18 protein-coding genes are annotated in these 19,948 nt (G+C 64.3%); 9 read left to right on the top strand and 9 right to left on the bottom strand.

Translation table 11 applies throughout. The annotated features are described in order from the left end of the window. The first annotated feature begins 34 nt into the window (after nt 1–34). The 6 genes from ACODR8_RS08625 to ACODR8_RS08600 all read left to right on the top strand — a co-directional run bounded on the left by ACODR8_RS08625 (nt 35) and on the right by ACODR8_RS08600 (nt 7,324). On the top strand, nt 35–1,123 hold the full coding sequence (locus tag ACODR8_RS08625; protein WP_489006866.1) for a phosphotransferase: 1,089 nt from the start codon (nt 35–37) through the stop codon (nt 1,121–1,123). A gap of 11 nt (nt 1,124–1,134) precedes the next feature. Beyond that, nucleotides 1,135–2,295 carry an acyl-CoA dehydrogenase family protein gene (locus ACODR8_RS08620; RefSeq protein ID WP_489006865.1) on the top strand — a complete coding sequence of 387 codons (1,161 nt, stop codon included), beginning with the start codon at nt 1,135–1,137 and terminating at the stop codon, nt 2,293–2,295. An 84-nt stretch (nt 2,296–2,379) separates the two neighbouring features. Then, a complete protein-coding gene (locus ACODR8_RS08615) occupies nt 2,380–4,008 on the top strand; it encodes a GMC family oxidoreductase (RefSeq protein WP_489006864.1) in 1,629 nt (542 codons plus the stop codon). A gap of 71 nt (nt 4,009–4,079) precedes the next feature. Then, on the top strand, nt 4,080–5,813 hold the full coding sequence (locus ACODR8_RS08610) for an FAD-dependent oxidoreductase (protein WP_489006863.1): 1,734 nt from the start codon (nt 4,080–4,082) through the stop codon (nt 5,811–5,813). Continuing rightward, complete coding sequence (locus ACODR8_RS08605) at nt 5,810–6,190, top strand: hypothetical protein (protein WP_489006862.1); 381 nt, start codon at nt 5,810–5,812, stop codon at nt 6,188–6,190. The genes ACODR8_RS08610 and ACODR8_RS08605 overlap by 4 nt, the downstream gene beginning before the upstream one ends. 144 nt (nt 6,191–6,334) lie before the next feature. Continuing rightward, on the top strand, nt 6,335–7,324 hold the full coding sequence (locus tag ACODR8_RS08600; RefSeq protein ID WP_489006861.1) for an NADP-dependent oxidoreductase: 990 nt from the start codon (nt 6,335–6,337) through the stop codon (nt 7,322–7,324). A gap of 35 nt (nt 7,325–7,359) precedes the next feature. On the opposite strand, the gene ACODR8_RS08595 is transcribed toward ACODR8_RS08600, so the two are convergent. The 7 genes from ACODR8_RS08595 to ACODR8_RS08565 form a co-directional block, all read right to left on the bottom strand. Then, nucleotides 7,360–8,802, bottom strand: a complete 1,443-nt coding sequence (locus tag ACODR8_RS08595) for a dihydrolipoamide acetyltransferase family protein (RefSeq protein ID WP_489006860.1) — start codon at nt 8,800–8,802, stop codon at nt 7,360–7,362. Nucleotides 8,803–8,809: 7 nt separating this feature from the next. After that, complete coding sequence (locus ACODR8_RS08590; protein WP_119743887.1) at nt 8,810–9,826, bottom strand: alpha-ketoacid dehydrogenase subunit beta; 1,017 nt, start codon at nt 9,824–9,826, stop codon at nt 8,810–8,812. An 18-nt stretch (nt 9,827–9,844) separates the two neighbouring features. Continuing rightward, the gene (locus tag ACODR8_RS08585) at nt 9,845–10,807 is read right to left on the bottom strand and encodes a thiamine pyrophosphate-dependent dehydrogenase E1 component subunit alpha (RefSeq protein WP_489006859.1); all 963 of its coding nucleotides are present in this window, start codon (nt 10,805–10,807) and stop codon (nt 9,845–9,847) included. A gap of 31 nt (nt 10,808–10,838) precedes the next feature. Beyond that, nucleotides 10,839–12,047, bottom strand: a complete 1,209-nt coding sequence (locus ACODR8_RS08580; protein ID WP_489006858.1) for an acyl-CoA dehydrogenase family protein — start codon at nt 12,045–12,047, stop codon at nt 10,839–10,841. 1 nt (nt 12,048) lies between these two features. Beyond that, nucleotides 12,049–13,137: a thiolase family protein gene (locus tag ACODR8_RS08575; RefSeq protein ID WP_489006956.1), complete on the bottom strand. Its 1,089-nt coding sequence runs from the start codon at nt 13,135–13,137 to the stop codon at nt 12,049–12,051. A gap of 60 nt (nt 13,138–13,197) precedes the next feature. After that, nucleotides 13,198–13,602 (bottom strand): Zn-ribbon domain-containing OB-fold protein, encoded by a 405-nt coding sequence (locus tag ACODR8_RS08570; protein ID WP_489006857.1) that lies wholly within the window; start codon nt 13,600–13,602, stop codon nt 13,198–13,200. Between the two features lie 310 nt (nt 13,603–13,912). Further along, nucleotides 13,913–14,800 (bottom strand): helix-turn-helix transcriptional regulator, encoded by an 888-nt coding sequence (locus ACODR8_RS08565; protein ID WP_489006856.1) that lies wholly within the window; start codon nt 14,798–14,800, stop codon nt 13,913–13,915. A gap of 210 nt (nt 14,801–15,010) precedes the next feature. Between ACODR8_RS08565 and ACODR8_RS08560 the strand changes: the two genes are divergently transcribed. Together ACODR8_RS08560 and ACODR8_RS08555 are read left to right on the top strand one after the other, a co-directional pair. Beyond that, nucleotides 15,011–16,108, top strand: coding sequence for an acyl-CoA dehydrogenase family protein (locus ACODR8_RS08560; RefSeq protein ID WP_489006855.1), 1,098 nt, complete (start codon nt 15,011–15,013; stop codon nt 16,106–16,108). Next, nucleotides 16,105–16,470, top strand: coding sequence for a Rieske (2Fe-2S) protein (locus ACODR8_RS08555; RefSeq protein ID WP_489006854.1), 366 nt, complete (start codon nt 16,105–16,107; stop codon nt 16,468–16,470). Before ACODR8_RS08560 ends, ACODR8_RS08555 begins: the two co-directional genes overlap by 4 nt. A gap of 233 nt (nt 16,471–16,703) precedes the next feature. On the opposite strand, the gene ACODR8_RS08550 is transcribed toward ACODR8_RS08555, so the two are convergent. Together ACODR8_RS08550 and ACODR8_RS08545 are read right to left on the bottom strand one after the other, a co-directional pair. After that, nucleotides 16,704–17,459, bottom strand: coding sequence for a ThuA domain-containing protein (locus ACODR8_RS08550; RefSeq protein WP_489006955.1), 756 nt, complete (start codon nt 17,457–17,459; stop codon nt 16,704–16,706). 14 nt (nt 17,460–17,473) lie between these two features. Then, the gene (locus tag ACODR8_RS08545) at nt 17,474–18,235 is read right to left on the bottom strand and encodes an SDR family NAD(P)-dependent oxidoreductase (RefSeq protein WP_489006853.1); all 762 of its coding nucleotides are present in this window, start codon (nt 18,233–18,235) and stop codon (nt 17,474–17,476) included. 163 nt (nt 18,236–18,398) lie between these two features. Between ACODR8_RS08545 and ACODR8_RS08540 the strand changes: the two genes are divergently transcribed. After that, entirely contained in the window at nt 18,399–19,925 is a 1,527-nt protein-coding gene (locus ACODR8_RS08540) for a long-chain-fatty-acid--CoA ligase (protein ID WP_489006852.1), read from the top strand. Nucleotides 19,926–19,948: the final 23 nt, after the last annotated feature.

Genomic DNA, 19,948 nt, shown 5'->3' with positions numbered 1-19,948 from the left:
GCCAGCGGGACGTCGCATGGCGGGATGCAATCTGGTGCGGGAGAGGGATGGGGCCGTGGGCGTTGACCGGCAGGATAAATTCGGCGGCACCGGCGCGGTGCGCGCGGGGCATGGCTTCGACAGCGTGGCGCTCGATCGCTGGATGCAGGCCCATGTGGAAGGCTATGCCGGGCCGCTCATCGTCGAACAGTTTAACGGCGGCCAGTCCAACCCGACCTATCGCCTGGTCACGCCAAGCCGCGCCTATGTGATGCGGCGCAAGCCGCCGGGGCAATTGCTGCCCGGCGCCCATGCCGTGGAGCGCGAATATCGGGTGCTGGCGGCGCTTGGGCAGGTCGGCTTCCCTGTCGCGCCGGTCCATGGCCTGTGTGATGACGCCGCCGTCATCGGCACGCCCTTCTATGTCATGGATATGGTCGAAGGGCGCATCTTCTGGGACTCTACCTTGCCGTCGCTGACGCCCTCCGAACGCCCGGCTTATTTCGACGCTATGAACAGCGCCATCGCGCAGCTGCACGGCATCGACTATCAGGCGATCGGCCTTGGCGACTATGGCAAGCCGGGCAATTATTTCGCGCGGCAGATCGCCCGCTGGTCGCGCCAATATCAGGAGGATGAGGCAGCGGGACGGCTTGCCGATATGGACTGGCTGACCGACTGGCTGCCGGCGCAGATACCGGCGGGCGATGAAACCAGCATCGTCCATGGTGATTTCCGCGCCGATAATATGATCTGGCACCCGGTCGAACCGCGCATCCTGGCGGTGCTGGACTGGGAATTGTCGACGCTGGGCCATCCGCTCGCTGACTTTACCTATCATCTGATGATGTATCATCTGCCACCGCACATCATCGGCGGCTTCAAGGGCGCGGATCTTGGCGTGCTCAATATCCCGTCGCAGGCTGACTATGTCGCGGCCTATTGCGCCCGCACGGGACGGGACGGCATCGCCAACCTGTCCTTCTACCTCGCCTTCAACATGTTCCGCTTCGCCGCGATCATCCACGGCATCAAGGGACGGCTGGCGCGCGGCACGGCATCATCACCCGAAGCGCAATCGCTGGTCGAAACCCTGCCCGAACTGGCGGCCATCGCCCGTGCGACGGCGCAATCCGATATTTGAGAGGAAGTCCCATGTTCAGCACCGATCGCGCGCAGGCCATTGCCGACAGGGTCGAAGCCTTCGTCCGCACGACTGTCGTCCCCTATGAGAGCGACCCGCGTTGCGGCTTTCATGGTCCGAGCGACGATCTGGTGATGGAGTTGCGGGAAAAGGCGCGCGCGGCTGGCGTGCTGACCCCCCATGTCCTGCCCGACGGATCGCACCTGACCCAGCGCGAGACGGCGACCGTCCTCATCAAGTCGGGCCTCTCGCCGCTCGGCCCGCTGGCCTGCAACACCATGGCCCCTGACGAGGGCAATATGTATCTGCTGGGCAAGGTCGGCACGGAGCAGCAGAAGGCGCATTTCCTCAAGCCCCTGCTGGAAGGCTGCGGGCGTTCCGCCTTCTTCATGACCGAACCGGCGGACGATGGCGGCGCGGGGTCGGACCCGTCGATGATGCAGACGCGCTGCCATCAGGACGGCAATCACTGGGTCATCAATGGCCGCAAGGCGTTCATCACCGGGGCGCAGGGGGCGATGGTGGGCATCGTCATGGCCAAATCAACCGACGGCGCCTGCATGTTCCTGATCGACCTGCCCGATCCCGCCATCCGTATCGATCGGGTGCTGGACACGATCGACAGCTCCATGCCGGGCGGCCATGCCGTCGTCACCATCGACAATCTGCGCGTGCCTGCCGACCAGATGCTGGGCCAAAGCGGCGAGGGTTTCAAATATGCCCAGGTCCGCCTGTCGCCCGCGCGCCTGTCCCATTGTATGCGCTGGCTGGGCGCCTGCATCCGCGCGCATGAGATTGCGTCCGCCTATGCCTGCCGCCGCATGGCCTTTGGCAAGCCGCTGGTCGACCATGAAGGCGTGGGCTTCATGCTGGCGGAAAATCTGATCGACCTCCAGCAATGCGAATTGATGATCGACTGGTGCGCCGGGGTGCTGGACACGGGCGCGCTCGGCACGGTCGAAAGCTCGATGGCCAAGGTGGCGGTGTCTGAAGCGCTGATGCGGGTGGCGGACAAATGCGTGCAGGTGATGGGCGGTACGGGCGTGACCGGCGACACGATCGTCGAGCAGGTGTTCCGCGAAATCCGTGCCTTCCGCATCTATGACGGCCCGACCGAAGTCCATAAATGGAGCCTGGCCAAGAAAATCAAGCGCGACCATAAGCCGCACTGATTATCCAGCGCCTGTTGCATCTGCCAGTAGGCAGGGGCGGCCCCCGGCCTGATCCTCGCTCCATAATAGTTATCGGGAGAGGATATGGCTGACCTGCCGGAAAGTTTCGACTATATCATCGTCGGCGCAGGATCGGCCGGCTGCGTGCTGGCCGAACGCCTGTCCGCCGACCCGGGCAACCGGGTGCTGCTGGTGGAGGCGGGCGGGCCGGATCGCTCGCCGCTGATCGCCATGCCCAAGGGGATCGCCAAGCTCGTCTCCAGCCCGGCGCATATCTGGGCCTATCAGATCGCGCAGCCGCGCCGCCCGGATGAAGCCGCGCATGAAGTGTGGATCCGGGGCAAGGGGCTGGGCGGATCATCGTCCATCAACGGCATGATCTGGAGCCGGGGCGAACCGCAAGATTATGACGATTGGGAAGCGGCGGGCGCGACCGGCTGGAACGCCGGATCGATGATCGCCGCCTATCGCGCTATCGAGGATCATGGCCTGGGTGGCAGCGCGTTGCGGGGGCAGGGCGGCCCGGTGCATGTCACGCCGCGCACCTATCGCTATCCGCTGGCCGAACGGCTGATCGCGGCGGGCGAGCAGATGGGCCTGCGACGCACCGATGATCTCAACAGCGTGGTCGGTGACCGGGTCGGCTATTATTGCCACAATATCCGCAAGGGCCGTCGCGAAAGCGGGGCGAAGGTGTTTCTGCGCCCCGCGATGAAGCGGCGCAATGTCCATGTGCTGACCGATACGCTGGTGCGTCATGTGCGCCTGTCCAACGGGCGTGCGGTCGGCGTGGCTTTGGTCAATGATGCGCGCGGGCGTTTCAGCGTCGATTGCGATGGCGAGGTGATCGTCTGTGCCGGGACGGTCGAAAGCCCGCAAATCCTGCAGCGATCCGGCATCGGTGATGGCGATGCGCTCTCTGCCAGCGGCATCGCGGTGCGGCACCATAACCCGCATGTCGGGCGGCACATGCTGGAGCATCTGTCCTACACCATGCCCTTTCGCCTGAAGCGCAACAGCGGCATCGGCCAGCGCTTCTACGGGCTGGGCCTCGTTCAGTCGGTCGCGCGCTATTATCTGCGCCACGACGGGCCGATGGCGACTGGCCCGTTCGAGGTTGGCGCCTTCCTGTCCACCGGCGTCACCGGGCCGCGCACCGACCTGCAATTGTATCTCAGCGGCTATATGTTCGCGCTGGGCGATGACAATGATCCGGTGCCGTTGGGCAATATCGACAAAAGGCCGGGCCTCACCGTGTCCGGCACCCTGCTGCGCCAGAGCAGCGAAGGGACGATCCAGGTGAGGGGGCAGGAACCCGCGGACGGCGCGGCGATCATGCCGAACTGGCTGGACAGCGAGATGGATCGCCACTCCGCCATCGCCTCCATCCGCCTGATGCGCGACTATGTGGCGCAGGCGGCGCTGGCCGACGATGTCGGGCAGGAACTCATCCCCGGCGCGCAGGTGCAGGATGACGACGCTCTGCTGGACACATTCCGGTCGCTCTCGACCAGCGGCCTGCATGGCGTGGGGACCTGCCGCATCGGCGCGGAGGGGGACGCGGTGGTCGATCCGTCGCTGCGCGTCCATGGGGTCGAGGGGCTGCGCGTGGCCGATTGTTCGGTGATGCCGCGCCTGATCACCGGCAACACCAATGCGCCCGCGATGGCGCTGGGCTGGCGCGCGGCGGAGATCATCCATGCTGCACCCTAGCGTTTGAAATAGTCGCGGCGATCAGCATACCGGCATAGCATCGCGTTCGACAAGCGGATGGGAGAGAGACGATGCGCGAGAGAGATCGCCTTATGATGGACCGCCGTGCGATGCTGGCGGGCACCGGCCTTGCGGCTGCGGCTGCCATGGCCCCGCTGACCGGGGCGGAGGCGGCTACGGCAGGCTGGGACCATGAAACCGACATTCTCTGCGTTGGCAGCGGCGCGGCGGCGGGGACTGCTGCGGTGACAGCGGCCAGTGCGGGCGCAAAGGTCATGATGGTGGAAAAAATGCCGATCACCGGCGGCACCACCGGCAAGTCTGGCGGCGTCGCGTGGATATGCAACCATTTCATCTTCCGCCAGCAGGGCATTGACGACAAGCGCGCCGACGCCATCGCCTATATGGCGCAATATAGCTATCCGCAGCAGTTCGATCCCGCCAGTCCAACGCTCGGTCTCGACCCGCTCGACTATCAACTGATCGCGGCTTTTTACGATAATGGCAGCAAAGCCGTCGATCATCTGCGTGCCATCGACGCGGTACAGTTCAAGCAGTTCCGCCTGTTTCAGGTCGACGAGCCGGCACCCGACTATGCCGACCATCTGCCGACCAACAAGACGCCGACCGGCCGCGCGCTGGAGCCGGCGGTTGGCTCCGGCTCCTCGGCGGGCGGCAGCAGTCTGGCGGCGCAACTGGCCGCCTGGCTGGAAAAGAAGAAGCTGCCGATCCTGACCGATACCCGCGTCACCCGGCTGATCGTCGATAAGGATCGCGTCATCGGCGCGGAGGCGGAAAGCGACGGTAAGATCATCCGCATCCGCGCGACCAAGGGCGTGATCTTCGGCACGGGCGGCTATGCCCACAACACCGAATTGGTGGGCCTGCACCAGACGGCGCTTTATGGGGCGTGCGCCATGCCCGGATCGACTGGCGACTTTATCGCCATCGCAGGGGCGGTCGGCGCGAAGATGGGGGCGCTCGACACCGCATGGCGGACGCAGGTGGTGCTGGAGGAGGCGCTCGCCAATCGTGCGATCGGCATGGGGGCGTTCGTCCTGCCGGGGGATTCGATGATCCTGGTCAACAAATATGGCCAGCGCGTCGTCAATGAAAAGCGCAGCTATAATGACCGCACCCGCGCCCATTTCACCTATGATCCGTCCAAGGAAGAATATCCCAACCAGCTGATGTTCATGCTGTTCGACGGCCGATCGCTCGACCGGTTCGGCGGCGCTTTCCCCTATCCGCTGGACGTGGCAGAAAGCCCCTATCTGATCAGCGGCGACAACTGGGGCATGCTCGTCGCCAATATCGACAAGCGGTTGGCTACGCTTGCGCCAAAGACTGGCGGCGTGCGCCTCGATACCGGGTTCGGGGCGGCGACCAAAGCCAGTATCGCCCGGTTCAACGACTATGCCAAGGCAGGCAAGGACCCCGAATTTGGGCGCGGTGCGCGCCTTTACGACACGCAATGGCACAAGCTGTTTTCCGCCGCGCGCGAAGGCACGAAAGTCCCGGCCAATCCCTATCCCGCGCTGACGATGCACCCCTTCGCCGACAAAGGCCCCTATTACGCTTTCATCCTGGCGGCGGGCGCACTCGATACCAATGGCGGGCCGCGCATCAACGAGCATGGGCAGGTGCTGGCGGCCAGCGGCGCGCCGATCCCCGGTCTTTATGGCGCAGGCAACTGCATCGCATCGCCATCGCGCGGGGCCTATTATGGCGCGGGTGGCACGATCGGCCTGGCCCTGACCTATGGCTATATCGCTGCCCGCCATGCCACGGGAGCAAATGCATGAGAGGGCCGATCCTCGCTCTCGCCATGCTGCTGGCGACACCGGCGGCGGCCAAGCCGGTCAGCTTCGCCGCTGACATCGCGCCGACGCTTAAGACACGCTGCGCCGTATGCCATTTGACGGGTCAGGAGGCGGGTAATCTCGCGCTCCATCCCAAGGCGGCCTATGCCAGCCTGTTCAAGCGCAAATCGGGCGAAAGCGCCTGGCTGCTGGTCGATCCCAAAAAGCCTGATACCAGTTACATGGTCATGAAGCTGGAAGGCACGCATTTGAAGAAAGGCGGGAAGGGCGCGCGTATGCCCTTTGCCGCGCCTCCGCTGGACGCAGCAACCATCGCCCTGATCCGTCGCTGGATCAGCGAAGGCGCAACGAACAACTAAAGGCTGAGCCCGAACAAGACCCCAGTTCCGCCACCAGCATCGCGCGTTGGCGTGGCGCGGGCGAGGCCTGCCGGAAAGCGCAGTTGTGGCGAAGCATCGCCGCCACGACAACAGCGCCGACAGGCAAAAGGGAGCAGGATGGACATGCGGCAATGGCTTTTGGCGGATCGCCCGGTCGGACGCGCTCTGGCGGAGGGCGATTTTGCGCTGGTCGATGCGCCGATGCCGGTGCCGGGGGAGGGGCAGATGCTGCTTGCCGTCCGCTGGCTGGGGTTTGAACCGGCGCAAAAGGGCTGGATGGAAAATTTCGGCGGCTATGTCGCACCGATCGAGCTGGGCGACGTCATGCGCGGCATGGGCGTGGCGGAAGTGGTCGAGAGCCGGGGCGGGCGCTGGCCGGTCGGCACGATGGTCGCCGGGATGACCGGCTGGACCGAATATCTGGTGAGTGATGGCGAGGGTTTCGACATTTGCCATCCCGACCTGCCGCCCTATGCAATGCTGGGGGTGCTGGGCATTCCCGGCCTGACCGCATGGCATGGCTTTTACGAGATAGGTTGCCCGGTTGCGGGCGATGTCGTGGTGGTATCCGGCGCGGCAGGTGCTACCGGATCGGTTGCCGGGCAGTTGGCCAAGGTCGCGGGCTGCCATGTCATGGGCATAGCGGGCGGGCCGGACAAATGCGCCTGGCTGGTGCAGGAGGCAGGGTTCGACGCGGCCATCGACTATCGCGAGGGCAAGGTCGCAGAGCAGTTGAAGGCGCTGGCCCCCAAGGGCTGCGACATCGTCTATGACAATGTCGGCGGCGTGGTGCTGGACGCGATGCTCGCCCGCCTCGCTATCGGCGCGCGGGTGGTGTTGTGTGGCGGGATCAGCCGCTACGAGCAGGGCGGGCAGATTGCCGGGCCGGGCAACTATTTCAATCTGGTGCTGCGCCGCGCGCGGATGGAGGGGTTCATCATCCTCGACCAGCAGGCCCATTGGCCCGCGATGCGCGACCGGCTCGCCGCGCTGGTGCTGGCCGACAGGTTGCGCTGGCAGGTGGATGAGCAGCAGGGGTTTGAGGCAGCGCCCGCTGCGCTCGCCCGCCTGTTCACCGGTGCCAATCGCGGCAAGCAGATCGTCAGGCTCTGAACGATACGGGGGCCGTTGCCACGGCCCCCGACCCCTTATCCCACCAGCAGCGCCGGTTCCTCGATCAGGCCTTTGAGCGTCTGCATGAAGGCTGCGCCTACTGCGCCATCGATCGCGCGATGGTCGCAGGAGAGCGAGAATTGAACGATGGTGGCAAAGGCCAGCGCATTGCCGATCTCGATCGGCTGGCGCGTACCCGCGCCCACCGCCAGGATCGCGCCCTGCGGCGGGTTGATGATCGCGTCGAACTGGTCGATGCCGAACATGCCGAGGTTGCTGACCGAGAAACTGCCGCCCTGAAACTCGTCCGGCTGCAACCGCCCCGTTCGCGCTTTTTCCGCCAGCGTCTTGACCTCCCGCGAAATCGCCGCGACCGACAGCGTGTCGGCGCCCTTCACGATGGGTGTGATCAGCCCCTTGTCGGTTGCGACCGCCACCGCAATGTCGGCACTGCCGAAGCGATGGATCTCGTCGCCATGCACCTGCACATTGACGTCGGGGTGCCGCGCCAGCGCCAGCGCGCAGGCGCGCACGATATAGTCGTTTATGCTGGGCGCTTCGCCGGTCGCGGCCTTCGCCTGCGCCCGCAGTCCCAGGATCGCGTCGATCCTGACAGCAGAGCGCAGATAGAAATGCGGGATGGTCGATTTGCTGTGGCTCAGCGCCTTGGCGATCGCCTTGCGCATCGGCGACATTTTGACGATCTCCGCCGTGCCGGGGGCAGGACGGGCAAAGGCGATCGGTGCGGAGGGCGTAGCTTGGGCCACGGCAACAGGCTTGACCAGCGCCAGCACGTCCGCCTTGCCGATCCGCCCCTTTGGCCCCGTGCCGGTCATACCGGTCAGGTCCACGCCATGCTGCACCGCCAACCGTTTCGCCAGCGGACTGGCAAACACATTGCCCAACGTCTCGCCCACCGGAGTCAGGTCCACCGTTGCGCCACCACCGATAGTGATCGGTGGCAGGCTGGCCTGCTGCACATCCTGAAAGGTGATCCGCCCGTCCGGCCCGGACCCGGTGATCGCGTTGATATCCACGCCCTCAGCTTCCGCAAAAGCGCGCGCCGCCGGGCTGATCCGGGCGTCGGTGGCGATGGCGACCTTGACCGGCGCAGGTGCTGCCGGGACGGGTGCAGGGGGCGGCGGCGCACCGCCAGCCTTGGACGCGACCTTGCTGTCGGCGGGCCTGAACCCGGCGACGAAGGCATCGACATCAGCCGCGCTGACCGCCTCGTCCGGTCCTGCCAGCACAGCGATCAGTTCGCCGACCGCATAGGTGCCGCCGGTCTGGGCGATCAGGCGCGGGAACATGCCGTCGGCCTCCGCCTCGACCTCATTGGTGATCTTGTCGGTTTCGATGAGCGCGAGCAGGTCGCCTTTCTTGAACGGCACACCCTCGGCGACCATCCATTCGGCAACGACGCCCTCGGTCATCTCTATGCCCCATTTGGGCATCGCAAATGCGCGCAGATTGGCCATGATGTGCTTATCCCCGCCGGTAGGACATGAGCTTCACCGCACTTGCCACGATCTTGTCGGGCGAAGGCAGATAGGCGGATTCAAGTTCGCGTGCGAACGGCACCGGGCTGTGCGGCGCGGTGACCATGTCGATCGGTGCCTTCAGCGATGCGAACGCCTTTTGCGCGACCAGTGCCGACAGGTCGGTCGCAAAGGAACAGCGCGGCGGCGCTTCATCGACGATCAGCAGCCGTCCCGTCCGCTCGACGCTGTCGAGGATCGCTTCCTCGTCCAGCGGGCTGGTGGTGCGCAGGTCGAGTATGTCGCATCCGATGCCGTCCTGCGCCAGTTGCGCCGCAGCTTTCTCGGCAAAGCCCACCATCATGCCGGTGGCCAATATGGTGATGTCGTCGCCCTGCGTCACCTGCCGGGCATGGCCGAAGGGGATGACATAATCCCCGTCCGGCACCTCGCCCTTCACGCCATAGAGCGCCTTATGCTCGAGGAAGATCACCGGATCATCGTCACGGATCGCCTGGGTCAGCAGTCCCTTGGCGTCGGCGGGGGTGGAGGGCATCACGACCTTCAGCCCCGGCATGGCGGTGACGAACTGGTGGATCACCTGGCTATGCTGGGGCGCGGCGTTGAAGCCCGCGCCATAGGGCATACGGATGACCAGCGGGCAGGTCGTCTTGCCGCCGAACATGTAACGGAACTTGGCGACCTGATTCCAGATCTGGTCCATGCACACGCCGATAAAGTCGGCGAACATGATCTCCGCTATCGCCCGCTTGCCCGTCAGCGCCGCGCCCGCAGCCGCGCCGATGATGGCGCTTTCTGAAATCGGCGTGTCGATAACCCGGTCCGCGCCATATTTGGCCCATAGCCCGCCGGACGTGCCCCAGATGCCGCCGATCGCCTCCGGCCCGCCGGGCGCGCCATTGCCGCCGACAATATCCTCGCCCAGCATGATCAGGCTGTCGTCTCGCGCCATTTCCGCGTCGATCGTGTCGCGAATGACGTCGCGGATCATCTTGATTGCCATATGTCGATCCTCCTGGCGTCAGTAGCTGATATAGACGTCTTGCAGGACGTCCTGCGGGGTTGGCCGGTCGGCCTGCTTGGCTTCCGCCACGGCCCGGTCGATCAGGTCGGTGACTTCCGCGTCCACCCTGTCCAGCTCGGCCCCTTCCAGCAGCTTGGCCTCCGTCACCTTGGTCCGGAATGTCTTGAGGCAGTCGCGCTCCTCGCGGATGCGATCCAGTTCGCCCGGTCCGCGATAGCGCTGCGGATCGCCCTCGAAATGGCCGTAGAAACGCTCGCAATCCAGCTCGATCGAGGCGGGGCCATTGCCTGCCTTGCAATAGTCGATCAGCTCGCGCATCGCTTCATAGACGCTGAAGAAATCGATGCCGTTGGCCTTGATTGCCTTCATTCCGAACGCGGCCGACCGGGCCGTCATGCTCTCTGCACCTACGGCATAGGCTTCGCCGGTATGTTCGGAATAATGGTTATTCTCGAACACGAAGATGACCGGCAGTTTCAGCACCACCGCCATGTTCATCGCCTCGAACGTCGTACCCTGGTTGCAGGCGCCGTCGCCGGAAAAGGCGATCGAGACGGTGCCGTTGCTCTTGGCCGTGATGCCCGCGCCCACCGCGATCGGCGCGCCTGCGCCGACAATGCCGTTCGCGCCCAGCATCCCGACATTCATGTCGGCAATGTGCATCGATCCGCCCTTGCCCTTGCACAGGCCATCGCGTGACCCGTAAATCTCCTTCATCATCGCAATGACGTCGCACCCTTTGGCAATGCAATGGCCATGGCCTCTGTGGGTGGAGATAATGTAATCAGTCGGCCCCAGATGTTCGCACACGCCCACCGCGCAGGCTTCCTGGCCCGCGTAGAGATGGGTGAAGCCGGCAATCTCGCCCAGCGCGATTTCGTCGTGCAGGCGCTCCTCGAACAGGCGGATCGTCTTCATCTGACGATAGGCCCGGATCAGTGCCTCGCGGCTCAATTGCATATCGTCTCTCCCAATCGATTGATTCTGTCGGTCACAGCCCCAGAACCGTTTTCGCTATGATATTGCGCTGAACTTCATTGGTCCCGCCAAAGATGGTCCAGGCACGTGAATTGAGATAGCGGGGCGCGGCGAGTTGCGCGGCCTTACCATGCAGCGCGGGCGGCGCCTGATTGCCATAGAGCGGCCTTTGCCCCTCCAGCGCGATCCCGGCATAGCCGTAAAGCTGCACCGCCAGCCCGTCGACCTGTTGCCGCAGGGTGGAGGCGACCAGTTTGGACAGCGATGTCTGCGGTCCGGGCGGCAGTCCCTTGGCCATTTCCGCCAGTACCCGCATCTCGGTCATTTCCAGCGCCTGCGCCTCCAGCTCGGCCCGCGCCAGCCGCGCCATATAATGGGGGTCGTCGCTCATGCAGCCGCCCTTGCCGTCCGGCTCCGCACCTGCCGCCTTGCGCAGCCGGGCGATGTCGGACAGCAATTTGGGCGCATGGCACGCGCCGCCCCGTTCATTTTCCAGCAGGAATTTGGCGATGGTCCAGCCCTGACCTTCTTCGCCCACCAATTCGCTGGCCGGGGTGACGGCGTCGTCCAGAAATACCTCATTGACCTCATGATCGCCCGCCAGCCCGATGATCGGCCGTACCTCTATCCCCGGCTGCGCCATGTCGATCAACAGGAAGCTGATCGCGCGCTGCGGCTTGGCGGCGGGGTCGGTCTTGGCGAGGCAGAAGATATGGGTCGCATGGTGGGCGTGGGTGGTCCACAGCTTGCGCCCGTTGACGACATAATGATCGCCGCGCCGCTCCGCCCGCGTCCGCAGGCTGGCGAGATCGGAGCCGGAACCGGGTTCGGAAAAGCCCTGACACCAGAAATCGGTGCCGTCCAATATGCGCGGCAATATGCGCGCTTTCTGCTCCTCCGTGCCGAAGCGGCAGATCACCGGCCCCAGCAGTTTCAGGCTCAGTACCGGCAGGCTGGGCGCGTCGGCCAGCGCGCATTCCTTCTCGAAAATATAGCGCTGGATCGGCGTCCATCCGGTGCCGCCGCAGGCGACCGGCCAGTTATAGGCCAGCCAGCCCTTGGCGTGCAGAATCGCCTGCCACTCGCCGCCAATGTCCGGCTCCACGAACACGCCGGGCGTGCCGCGCATCCCCTCACGCAGATGCTGGGGCAGATGCTCGTCCAGAAAGTGGCGAACCTCGGCGCGGAACGCTTGATCCTGCGGGGAAAAATCCAGGTCCATCTTATCGTTCCAATATGGTCACGCCGGAAATGCCCGGTGCGCCGTAAACATGGGAGTAAGCGGTGCGCGGTTTGCCCGGCACCTGCCGCCCGCCGCCAAGCCCGCGCAGTTGCAGCGCATTTTCATAGACCTGCCGCAGGCCCGACGCGCCGATCGGCTCGCCACAGGCGAGGCAGCCGCCATCGGTGTTCACCGGCAAGCGGCCGTCAATATTGGTCCAGCCATTGGCCAGCCATTCTTCCTGATCACCATCGCCACAAAAGCCGTTTTCGGCCATGTGCATGATTTCAGCACCGGACTCGGTGTCCTGCAACTGGGCAAGATCGATATCCTGCGGGCCGATCCCGGCCATTTCATAGGCCGCCTTGCTGGCGAGCAGGGTCGGCGCGCCGCCGCGCTCTATGTCCATGCAGGGCGCGAACACCTCGAACGATCCGGGGGGGCGCGTCCGCACGACGGCGGCCTTGATCCGCACCTGATCGCGCCCCAGTTCGCGGGCCTTCTTCGCACTCGCCAATACCAGCGCGACGCCACCTTCGGCAGGCGAACAGAACATATATTTGGTCAGCGGGTCGCTGATCATCTGGGCGTTCAGGATGGTGTCGATATCGACTGGCGATCGACGCCAGGCATGGTCGGCATGAACGGCATTACGAAACGCCTTCTCCGCGACGCGACCGAGCGAGGTCGGGCTGATGCCGTGCAGCGCCATATAGCGTTGCAGCTTCATCGCGAAAAACTGGGTCGTCACCATGAAGCCCGCTTCGCCATACCATTCGGGCAGGCTATATTCGGCGGGCAGAGCGTTGAACGCGCCGCGCGGATGCTTGTCGAAGCCGATGGCGATGCCGACATCATGCGCGCCCGATGCGATCGCCTGCCATGACCCGATCAGCGCCGACCCGCCGGTGGCGCAGCCATTTTTGACGTTGATGAAGGGCAGGCCGGTTAGCCCCAGTTCGTTGACGATCGTGTCGGCATTGCCCGCAGAGTCCGATCCGCCGAAACCGAATTGCATGTCGGGCCATTCCAGCCCCGCGTCGGCCATGGCCGCGCGCGCGGCGTTCGCGCCCTGCTGCAAACCGCTCATCCCGTCCGTGCGACCGAAGGGGTGGATGCCGATCCCTATGATATAGACGTCCTGCACCGCTCAGCCCTCCGTCACGGGGGTGAAGGCGTAGAGGCGGACTTCGTTGCCTTCCGCATCGGTGGAAAAGGACATGGTCGTCAATTCCATAGCCATGCCGATCGTCAGCCGGTCAAAATCTACCCCGGTCAGTTGCGTCTCGACGATCGTCGCGCCAGGCAATTCGACATAGCCGATGGCGAAGGGGGTAAAATCCTCCGGCCCGGTATAGGGCGGCGACTTGGGACGAAACCGCTGCACCGTCCAGGACCAGAGCGTCCCCCGACGCGGTAGATCCACCGCCTCCCAGCGCGCGCCATCGTCAGGGCAGGGAAAGACGATCCGTCCCGTCTCACGATGGCGGCCGCCGATCAGGGTCGGTTCGGGCGTCTCCCGGAACAGTCCTTCGGCAATGGCAGATGCGCCCAACGTCCTAACCCTCTCATCCTTGTGTCGGGCCACTATGGGAAGGAGAAGGGGCAAAGGCTTCTGTAAGAAAGCATAGGTTGGTCATTGAACATCTTCCGCCGCGCGGGGAGGGGGGTGAAGAGCATCCTCCACTTATTTTCTTGTCATCCCCGCGAAGGCGGGGATCCATCTCCAGACCTAAAATCAAAGTGATAAGCTGGGAGATGGATTCCCGCCTTCGCGGGGATGACGAAGATTTGACATAATCAGACGAAAAAAAGACCAGCCGGTCGCCCGGCTGGCCCATGCGGTGTCCCAAGGGGGAGGGAGCTTATTTCGCGGCGACCTGCGCCTCGATCTGCGGATGGGGGACCATCACGGCGGCGACATTGCCCAGATAGCCAAGCTGGGTCGCCTTGAACACGGTCTGGCTGCGGTTGACGGCTTCCAGCTTGATCGCGGCATTGTGGATGTGGAAGCGCACCGTGGCGCAGCTGCGCTCCAGGATCAGGGCGATTTCCACATCGGTCTTGCCAACAGCTGCCCAGCGCAGACATTCGACCTCCCGCTTGGACAGGCGGCAATTCTTGGGAATCCAGGGGCGCTGGCTCGATACGCGGGTATAGCCGTGGACGAAGCGCCGGGCGTGATATTCCAGCTGATCGCTGTAAAGATCGAATTCCTTGCTCAGATCGTCGCGCTTGTCGTTGAAGGGCGAGAAGCTGATCGCCGCGATCTGGCCGAAGGACATATGGACCGGCACGCAGATGACTGCGTTCGCATTCACTTCGCCCTGGAAAAGACTGAGGTCGATCTGGTCGAGCAGGGGATTGGGCGCGCGGGTGTGGATGCCATGGGCATTGGCCCAGAAGGGTTCATTTTCATAGCGACAGGCGAAGGTCAGCGGTGAGCTGAGTGCCAGCAGCGGCTTTTGCCACCATTGTTCCTTGGTCGCGGGCCAACCGAACACGCCGCTGGCCAGTACGTCGCCATCGGCGTCGGTCATGGGGGATCGGGAGGCTATATTGGCGCAGGCGGCGACGCGGAAATTGCCCAGTTCGCGGGCAATGTCGCGTAGCGCTTCGGCAGCGGGCCGAATGTCGGCGGCCGTCTGAATCGCGGTTGGAACCTGCCTGCCCATGCGAAAATCGGTCACTGTCTTTGCAGCGTCCCCATTGTCGGACCGGGCGGCGACGAGCATGTCACCTGATCTCTCCATAGCGATGATGCTATTCCTGCTGCACGGCTGCGACAAGCGGCAAAACCTATGACTAGCGATAGGTTTTTCCGCTCACGCGACAGGATCAAGAACCTAGCGGAAAGCCCAGTCAACGCCGCGCCCGCCCACCGTGCATAAAAGCGTCATGGAACAGCAACAGCGGGGCAGCGCAGGACGCGCGCCAACCATGACAGACCGGGGGATGGTGGCTTGAATTTCGATCTCAGCGAAGAGCAGGCCATGCTTCGCGATCTGGTCGACCGGTTCGGCGCGGACAGGTATGACGCTGCCCGCCGCCTTGCCTATCTGCGCGAACCGCGCGGCTTTGCCGACGCCAACTGGGCGATGCTGGCGGAAACCGGCCTGCTGGCCTTTGCCCTGCCGGAGGAAGCGGGCGGATTTGGCGGGTCGGCGGTTGATATCATTACGGTCATGGAGGCGCTGGGCCGCTGTGTCGTTGTAGAGCCGGTGCTGCCTGCGATCATATTGGGGGCTGGCTTGGTCGCGGCGGCGGGGACGGATAGCCAGAAGGCGACGCTGCTCCCCGCCATCGCAGCGGGCGAGGCGATCGTCGCCGCTGCCCTGTTCGAGCGGCAGGCGCGCTTCGACCTGGATGGCATCAAAACCCGTGTCCATGACGGCCGGATCAGTGGCACCAAGCAGATGGTACTGGGCGGCAGCTATGCCGATCATCTGCTGGTCGCGACGCGGACGGGGGAGGGGGCGCTGACGCTTCATCTGGTTGAGGCCAATGCTCCGGGCATCACCATTACCCCCTACCGGCTGGTCGATGGGTCTATCGCCGCCGATGTGCAATTTGTCGACACGCCGGCCCAGCCCATGGCGGGCGGGGAGGCGGCATTGGCGCAGACTCTGGATCAGGCGCGGCTTGCCATTTGCGGTGAATTGCTGGGGCTGATGGACATGATGTTTGCCGCCACGCTCGACTATATCAAGACGCGCCAGCAATTTGGCCAGCCGATCGGCAGCTTTCAGGCGATCCAGCACCGCATGGCCGATTGCTATGCCCGCGTCGAACTCAGCCGATCGCATCTCTACCGCGCCGCCGCCGCCGATGGCGCGACCTGCGCCGCTGCGGTCATGGGGGCCAAGGCCTATATCGCCCAGAGCGCGATGCAGGTGGGCGAGGAGGCGGTGCAGCTGCATGGCGGCATCGGCACGACCGAGGAGCTGATGGTGGGGCAGGCGTTCAAGCGGGTGATGACGCTGGCCACGCTGCTTGGCGACACCGACCATGACATAGTCGCTTATATTGCGCTGACCAGTCGCGCAGCGGATCGGCCATGACGGAGAGCTATCATCGGGTGGTAGAGGCGAGTGCCGTCGAAGAACGGGCGATGCTGCCCTTTCTCGTCAATGGCTGGCCCGTGCTGATCTGCAAGGATGAGGGGAAGGTCCATGCGCTGATCAACCGTTGCAGCCATGCCGCAGCGGAACTGGCGCCGGGTGGACGGGTGCGGCGCGGCGCGGTGATGTGTCCGCTGCACGGCGCGCGCTTCAAGCTCGATAATGGCGCATGTCTGGGCGGGGCGGATTACAAGCCGCTCAAACTCTACCCCTGGCGCGAAAGCGCGGATGGGTGGATCGAGGTCGCGGTGCCGGATGAAGCGCCAGGTGCGGAGGATATGCCGGTTAAACAATTGATTTGAAATAAAATTATGTACCCAAACTTTCACCGTTTGTGCTGAGTAGGGACTGAGCGAAGTCGAAGTTGAACAGGTCGGATCGTCCCCCGGACGATCCTGAACCATCCGGGGGATGGTTCACCTGTTCAAGTATCGAAGCATCGCGCCCATACGCATCCTTCGATACGCCATTTCGACTTCGCTCAATGGCTACTCAGGACGAACGGACTTTTGGGGGAGGAAAGAACCCTCCAGCCTCAAGCCTCCTCATCCTTGCACCAGTCTATCCCCCGCCGCAGCAGATCGTAAAAGACCGGCAGGTTCCAGGCGCAGCGATCGACGGTGGGCCACCAGTCGAGGAAGGGCTGCATGTCATAATGGCCGCGACAATGGCCGAGCGTATTGTACAGCACCGCGCCCTTGCCCTGCGCTTTGATATACATCACCGGGTGCCGATCCTGCGCCCAGTCATGTTCGTCAAAGCCGGTCGCTTCGCCCGCAAATTCGGTGTCGAGCAGGACGTGCAGGTCGCCATGCCGCTCCATCAGATAGAGCTCGTCGGTCGTCTCGAACGGTGCGATGCCGCGCGTCAGCACATGGTCGGGGTCGGCCACATCGACCCGGTAGGGCGCGATCGGCGGGTGGGCGATGAACTGGCTGCCGAGTGTTTCCATCATCAGCGGCGCCCAGCGCGGGCTGCCATAGAGGCCATTGTCGAACAGGCGCAGCACCGAATTGGTGCCGTGCAACGCATACCAGCGCCCGCCATCGTTCACCCACTGCCGCAGCGCTTCCTGCGCGGGCAGCGGCGGCACGACGTCGCAGGTGTAAGTGATCAGCATATCGGCGGCGAGGATGGCGTCGAGATGGCCATAATCCTCGAACACGCGGGTCCGCACGCGCGGATCGTCGGCCAGCAGCTTGAGCAATTCCAGCCGGGCGAAATCCATGTCGTGATAGAGACCACCGACGATCAGCACGCAATTGATGCGGGCAGGCTGCGTCTCGCTCATCATTGCCGCCTCGCTCAATATTGCACGCCCTTGGTCAGGCCGCCGTCGATCAGCACATTGGCCCCAGTCATGTAGCGGCAGGCGGGCGAGGCGATGAAGGCGATCGCCTTGGCCAGTTCTTCGCCCGTACCCATCCGACCGAACGGGATTTGCTTGAGGATGCCGTCGTGGAAATCGGCCATATGTTCCTTGATATAGGCCCACGGACCGTCATCGGTATAGACCGGGCCAGGGGACACGCAATTGACCCGCAATCCCTGCGGCGCGTGCTTCTGCGCCAGCGCGGCGCTGTAGTTGATCACTGCGGCCTTCATTGCATTATAGGGCTGCGGTCCCATAAACTCCTCCAGCGCGCCCGTGGAGGATATGGTGACGATCGACCCGGCATCGGACTGTTCCAGCGCGGGCAGGGCGGCGTGGATGCCGCGCACCAGCGGCAAAATGTCGCCGTTCAGCACCGTGGTCCAGGCTTCGGGCGTATCGACCCCCGGATTGACCGAGACGAAGGAAATGAAGATATCGCACCCGCCCAGTTGCTCCGCGGCGCTGGCGACCCAGTTGGGGAAGGCCTCTGCATCGGTCACGTCCACCGACGCGCCGATGCCGCGCACGCCGAGCGCCTGCACTTCGGCGACGACGCTATCGACTTTGTCCTGCGTCCGCCCGCACAGCGCCACGTCGCAGCCTTCGGCGGCCAGAACTTTCGCCACCGCCCGGCCGATGCTGGCATTGGCCCCTGCCAATATGGCTTTGCGCCCTTTCAGACCAATGTCCATGACGGCATCCTTTTCCTAAGTCTCTTCATTCACCTGCCTGTTTACCGGCATATGTGACGGGCTGCACTGGCAAAAGCGTCAGGGTAAGCTGGCCTGCTTAGCGATTGTGACAGGGCGACGGCGCGCCTTTTTGCGCTATGCAAGGCGTCCAAGCGGAGGGACCATGGGGACGAGCGTCATCACTATAGCGGATCATGTCCGGGCGCACGCCGACGCGACGCCCGATGCCGTCGCCCTGATTTTCGAAGGGCGCGAGACCAGCTATGCTGCGCTCGACCGGCAGGCGAGCCAGGTCGCCAATGCGCTGATCGCGGCGGGCTATGCGCCGGGTGATCGCGTCGCCTATCTAGGCAAGAATCGCGATGACTATTTCGGCTTCTGGCTGGGCGGGGCGAAGGCGGGCCTGGTTACCGTGCCGGTCAACTGGCGGCTCGCCGCGCCGGAGGTCGCCTATATATTGGCCGATGCGCGCCCTTGCCTGATCCTGGTGGAACCGGAATTTCTCGACCGGGTGGCGGGGCAGGGGGCTACGGTCCTGCTGACCGATCCCTGCGACGATCACCTGCTCTTTGCTGACTGGCGCGACGCGCAGCCTGATACTGATCCGCGCCGCGACGGCGGTTATGACGATGCCGTGCTGATACTCTATACGTCCGGCACCACCGGCAAACCCAAGGGGGCGATGCTCTCCAACCGCAGCCTGCTGGGCCTGCGCGCGTCGGAGCCGGATTTGCCAGACTGGTATCGCTGGACCGCGGCGGACGTGTCGCTGATCGCGATGCCGATCTTCCACATCAGCGGATCGGGCTGGGGGCTGTGGACGCTTCAGCATGGCGCGAAGGGCGTGGTGGTCCGCGAGTTCGATCCCGCGCGCGTGCTGGACCTGCTCGTGACCTTCCGCATCAGCAAGATCATGCTGGTGCCGACGGCGCTGCGCATATTGTGCGACCATCCCGCTGCGGCTGATACCGATTTCAGTTTCCTGCGGACCATCTGCTATGGCGGGTCGGCGATCCCGCTCGATCTGTTGCGGCAGGCGATCGCCGTCATCGGCTGCGGCTTTGCGCAAATGTACGGCATGACCGAAACGGCCGGCACCATCATCGGCCTGCCGCCGCAGGACCATGATCCGCAGGGGAGCGAGCGGATGCGCGGCATCGGCCTGCCGCTGCCCGGCGTGAAGGTGCGGATCGCGGGCGAGGGCGGCGATACGCTGCCGCCCGGTGCGATTGGCGAGATATTGGTCGCGTCGCAGGCCAATATGATAGGCTATTTCGACCGGCCCGACGCGACCGCTGAAGCGATCGACGCCGACGGCTGGCTGCGCACCGGCGACGCGGGCTGGATGGACGCGGACGGCTATCTCTACCTGGCCGACCGGATCAAGGACATGATCATCACCGGGGGCGAGAATGTCTATCCGGCGGAAGTGGAAAATGCGCTCTACAGCCACCCTGCCGTTGCCGATGTCGCGGTGATCGGCGTGCCGGACGCGAAGTGGGGGGAGACGGTCAAGGCGATCGTCGTGCCGGTCGCGGGCGAGACCCCCGATCCCGCGACACTCATCGCCTGGGCGCGCGAACGCATTGCGGCGTATAAGGCACCCAAGACGGTGGATTTCCGCACCGACTTGCCCCGCAATCCATCCGGCAAGATTTTGCGCCGCCTTTTGCGCGACGAGTATCGGTAAGACCTGCGATTTCCGGCAGGTTC

The organism is Sphingobium sp. FG58 (genome assembly GCF_057809055.1).
This window is presented reverse-complemented; position numbering and strand designations above follow the sequence as displayed.

Bases quoted from the DNA above. Each gene is read 5' to 3' on its own strand.
- ACODR8_RS08620 (WP_489006865.1), top strand. From the start codon at position 1,135: ATGTTCAGCACCGATCGCGCGCAGGCCATTGCCGACAGGGTCGAAGCC.
- ACODR8_RS08615 (WP_489006864.1), top strand. From the start codon at position 2,380: ATGGCTGACCTGCCGGAAAGTTTCGACTATATCATCGTCGGCGCAGGA.
- ACODR8_RS08610 (WP_489006863.1), top strand. From the start codon at position 4,080: ATGCGCGAGAGAGATCGCCTTATGATGGACCGCCGTGCGATGCTGGCG.
- ACODR8_RS08605 (WP_489006862.1), top strand. From the start codon at position 5,810: ATGAGAGGGCCGATCCTCGCTCTCGCCATGCTGCTGGCGACACCGGCG.
- ACODR8_RS08600 (WP_489006861.1), top strand. From the start codon at position 6,335: ATGCGGCAATGGCTTTTGGCGGATCGCCCGGTCGGACGCGCTCTGGCG.
- ACODR8_RS08595 (WP_489006860.1), bottom strand. From the start codon at position 8,802: ATGGCCAATCTGCGCGCATTTGCGATGCCCAAATGGGGCATAGAGATG.
- ACODR8_RS08590 (WP_119743887.1), bottom strand. From the start codon at position 9,826: ATGGCAATCAAGATGATCCGCGACGTCATTCGCGACACGATCGACGCG.
- ACODR8_RS08585 (WP_489006859.1), bottom strand. From the start codon at position 10,807: ATGCAATTGAGCCGCGAGGCACTGATCCGGGCCTATCGTCAGATGAAG.
- ACODR8_RS08580 (WP_489006858.1), bottom strand. From the start codon at position 12,047: ATGGACCTGGATTTTTCCCCGCAGGATCAAGCGTTCCGCGCCGAGGTT.
- ACODR8_RS08575 (WP_489006956.1), bottom strand. From the start codon at position 13,137: ATGAGCGGTTTGCAGCAGGGCGCGAACGCCGCGCGCGCGGCCATGGCC.
- ACODR8_RS08565 (WP_489006856.1), bottom strand. From the start codon at position 14,800: ATGGAGAGATCAGGTGACATGCTCGTCGCCGCCCGGTCCGACAATGGG.
- ACODR8_RS08555 (WP_489006854.1), top strand. From the start codon at position 16,105: ATGACGGAGAGCTATCATCGGGTGGTAGAGGCGAGTGCCGTCGAAGAA.
- ACODR8_RS08550 (WP_489006955.1), bottom strand. From the start codon at position 17,459: ATGAGCGAGACGCAGCCTGCCCGCATCAATTGCGTGCTGATCGTCGGT.
- ACODR8_RS08545 (WP_489006853.1), bottom strand. From the start codon at position 18,235: ATGGACATTGGTCTGAAAGGGCGCAAAGCCATATTGGCAGGGGCCAAT.
- ACODR8_RS08540 (WP_489006852.1), top strand. From the start codon at position 18,399: ATGGGGACGAGCGTCATCACTATAGCGGATCATGTCCGGGCGCACGCC.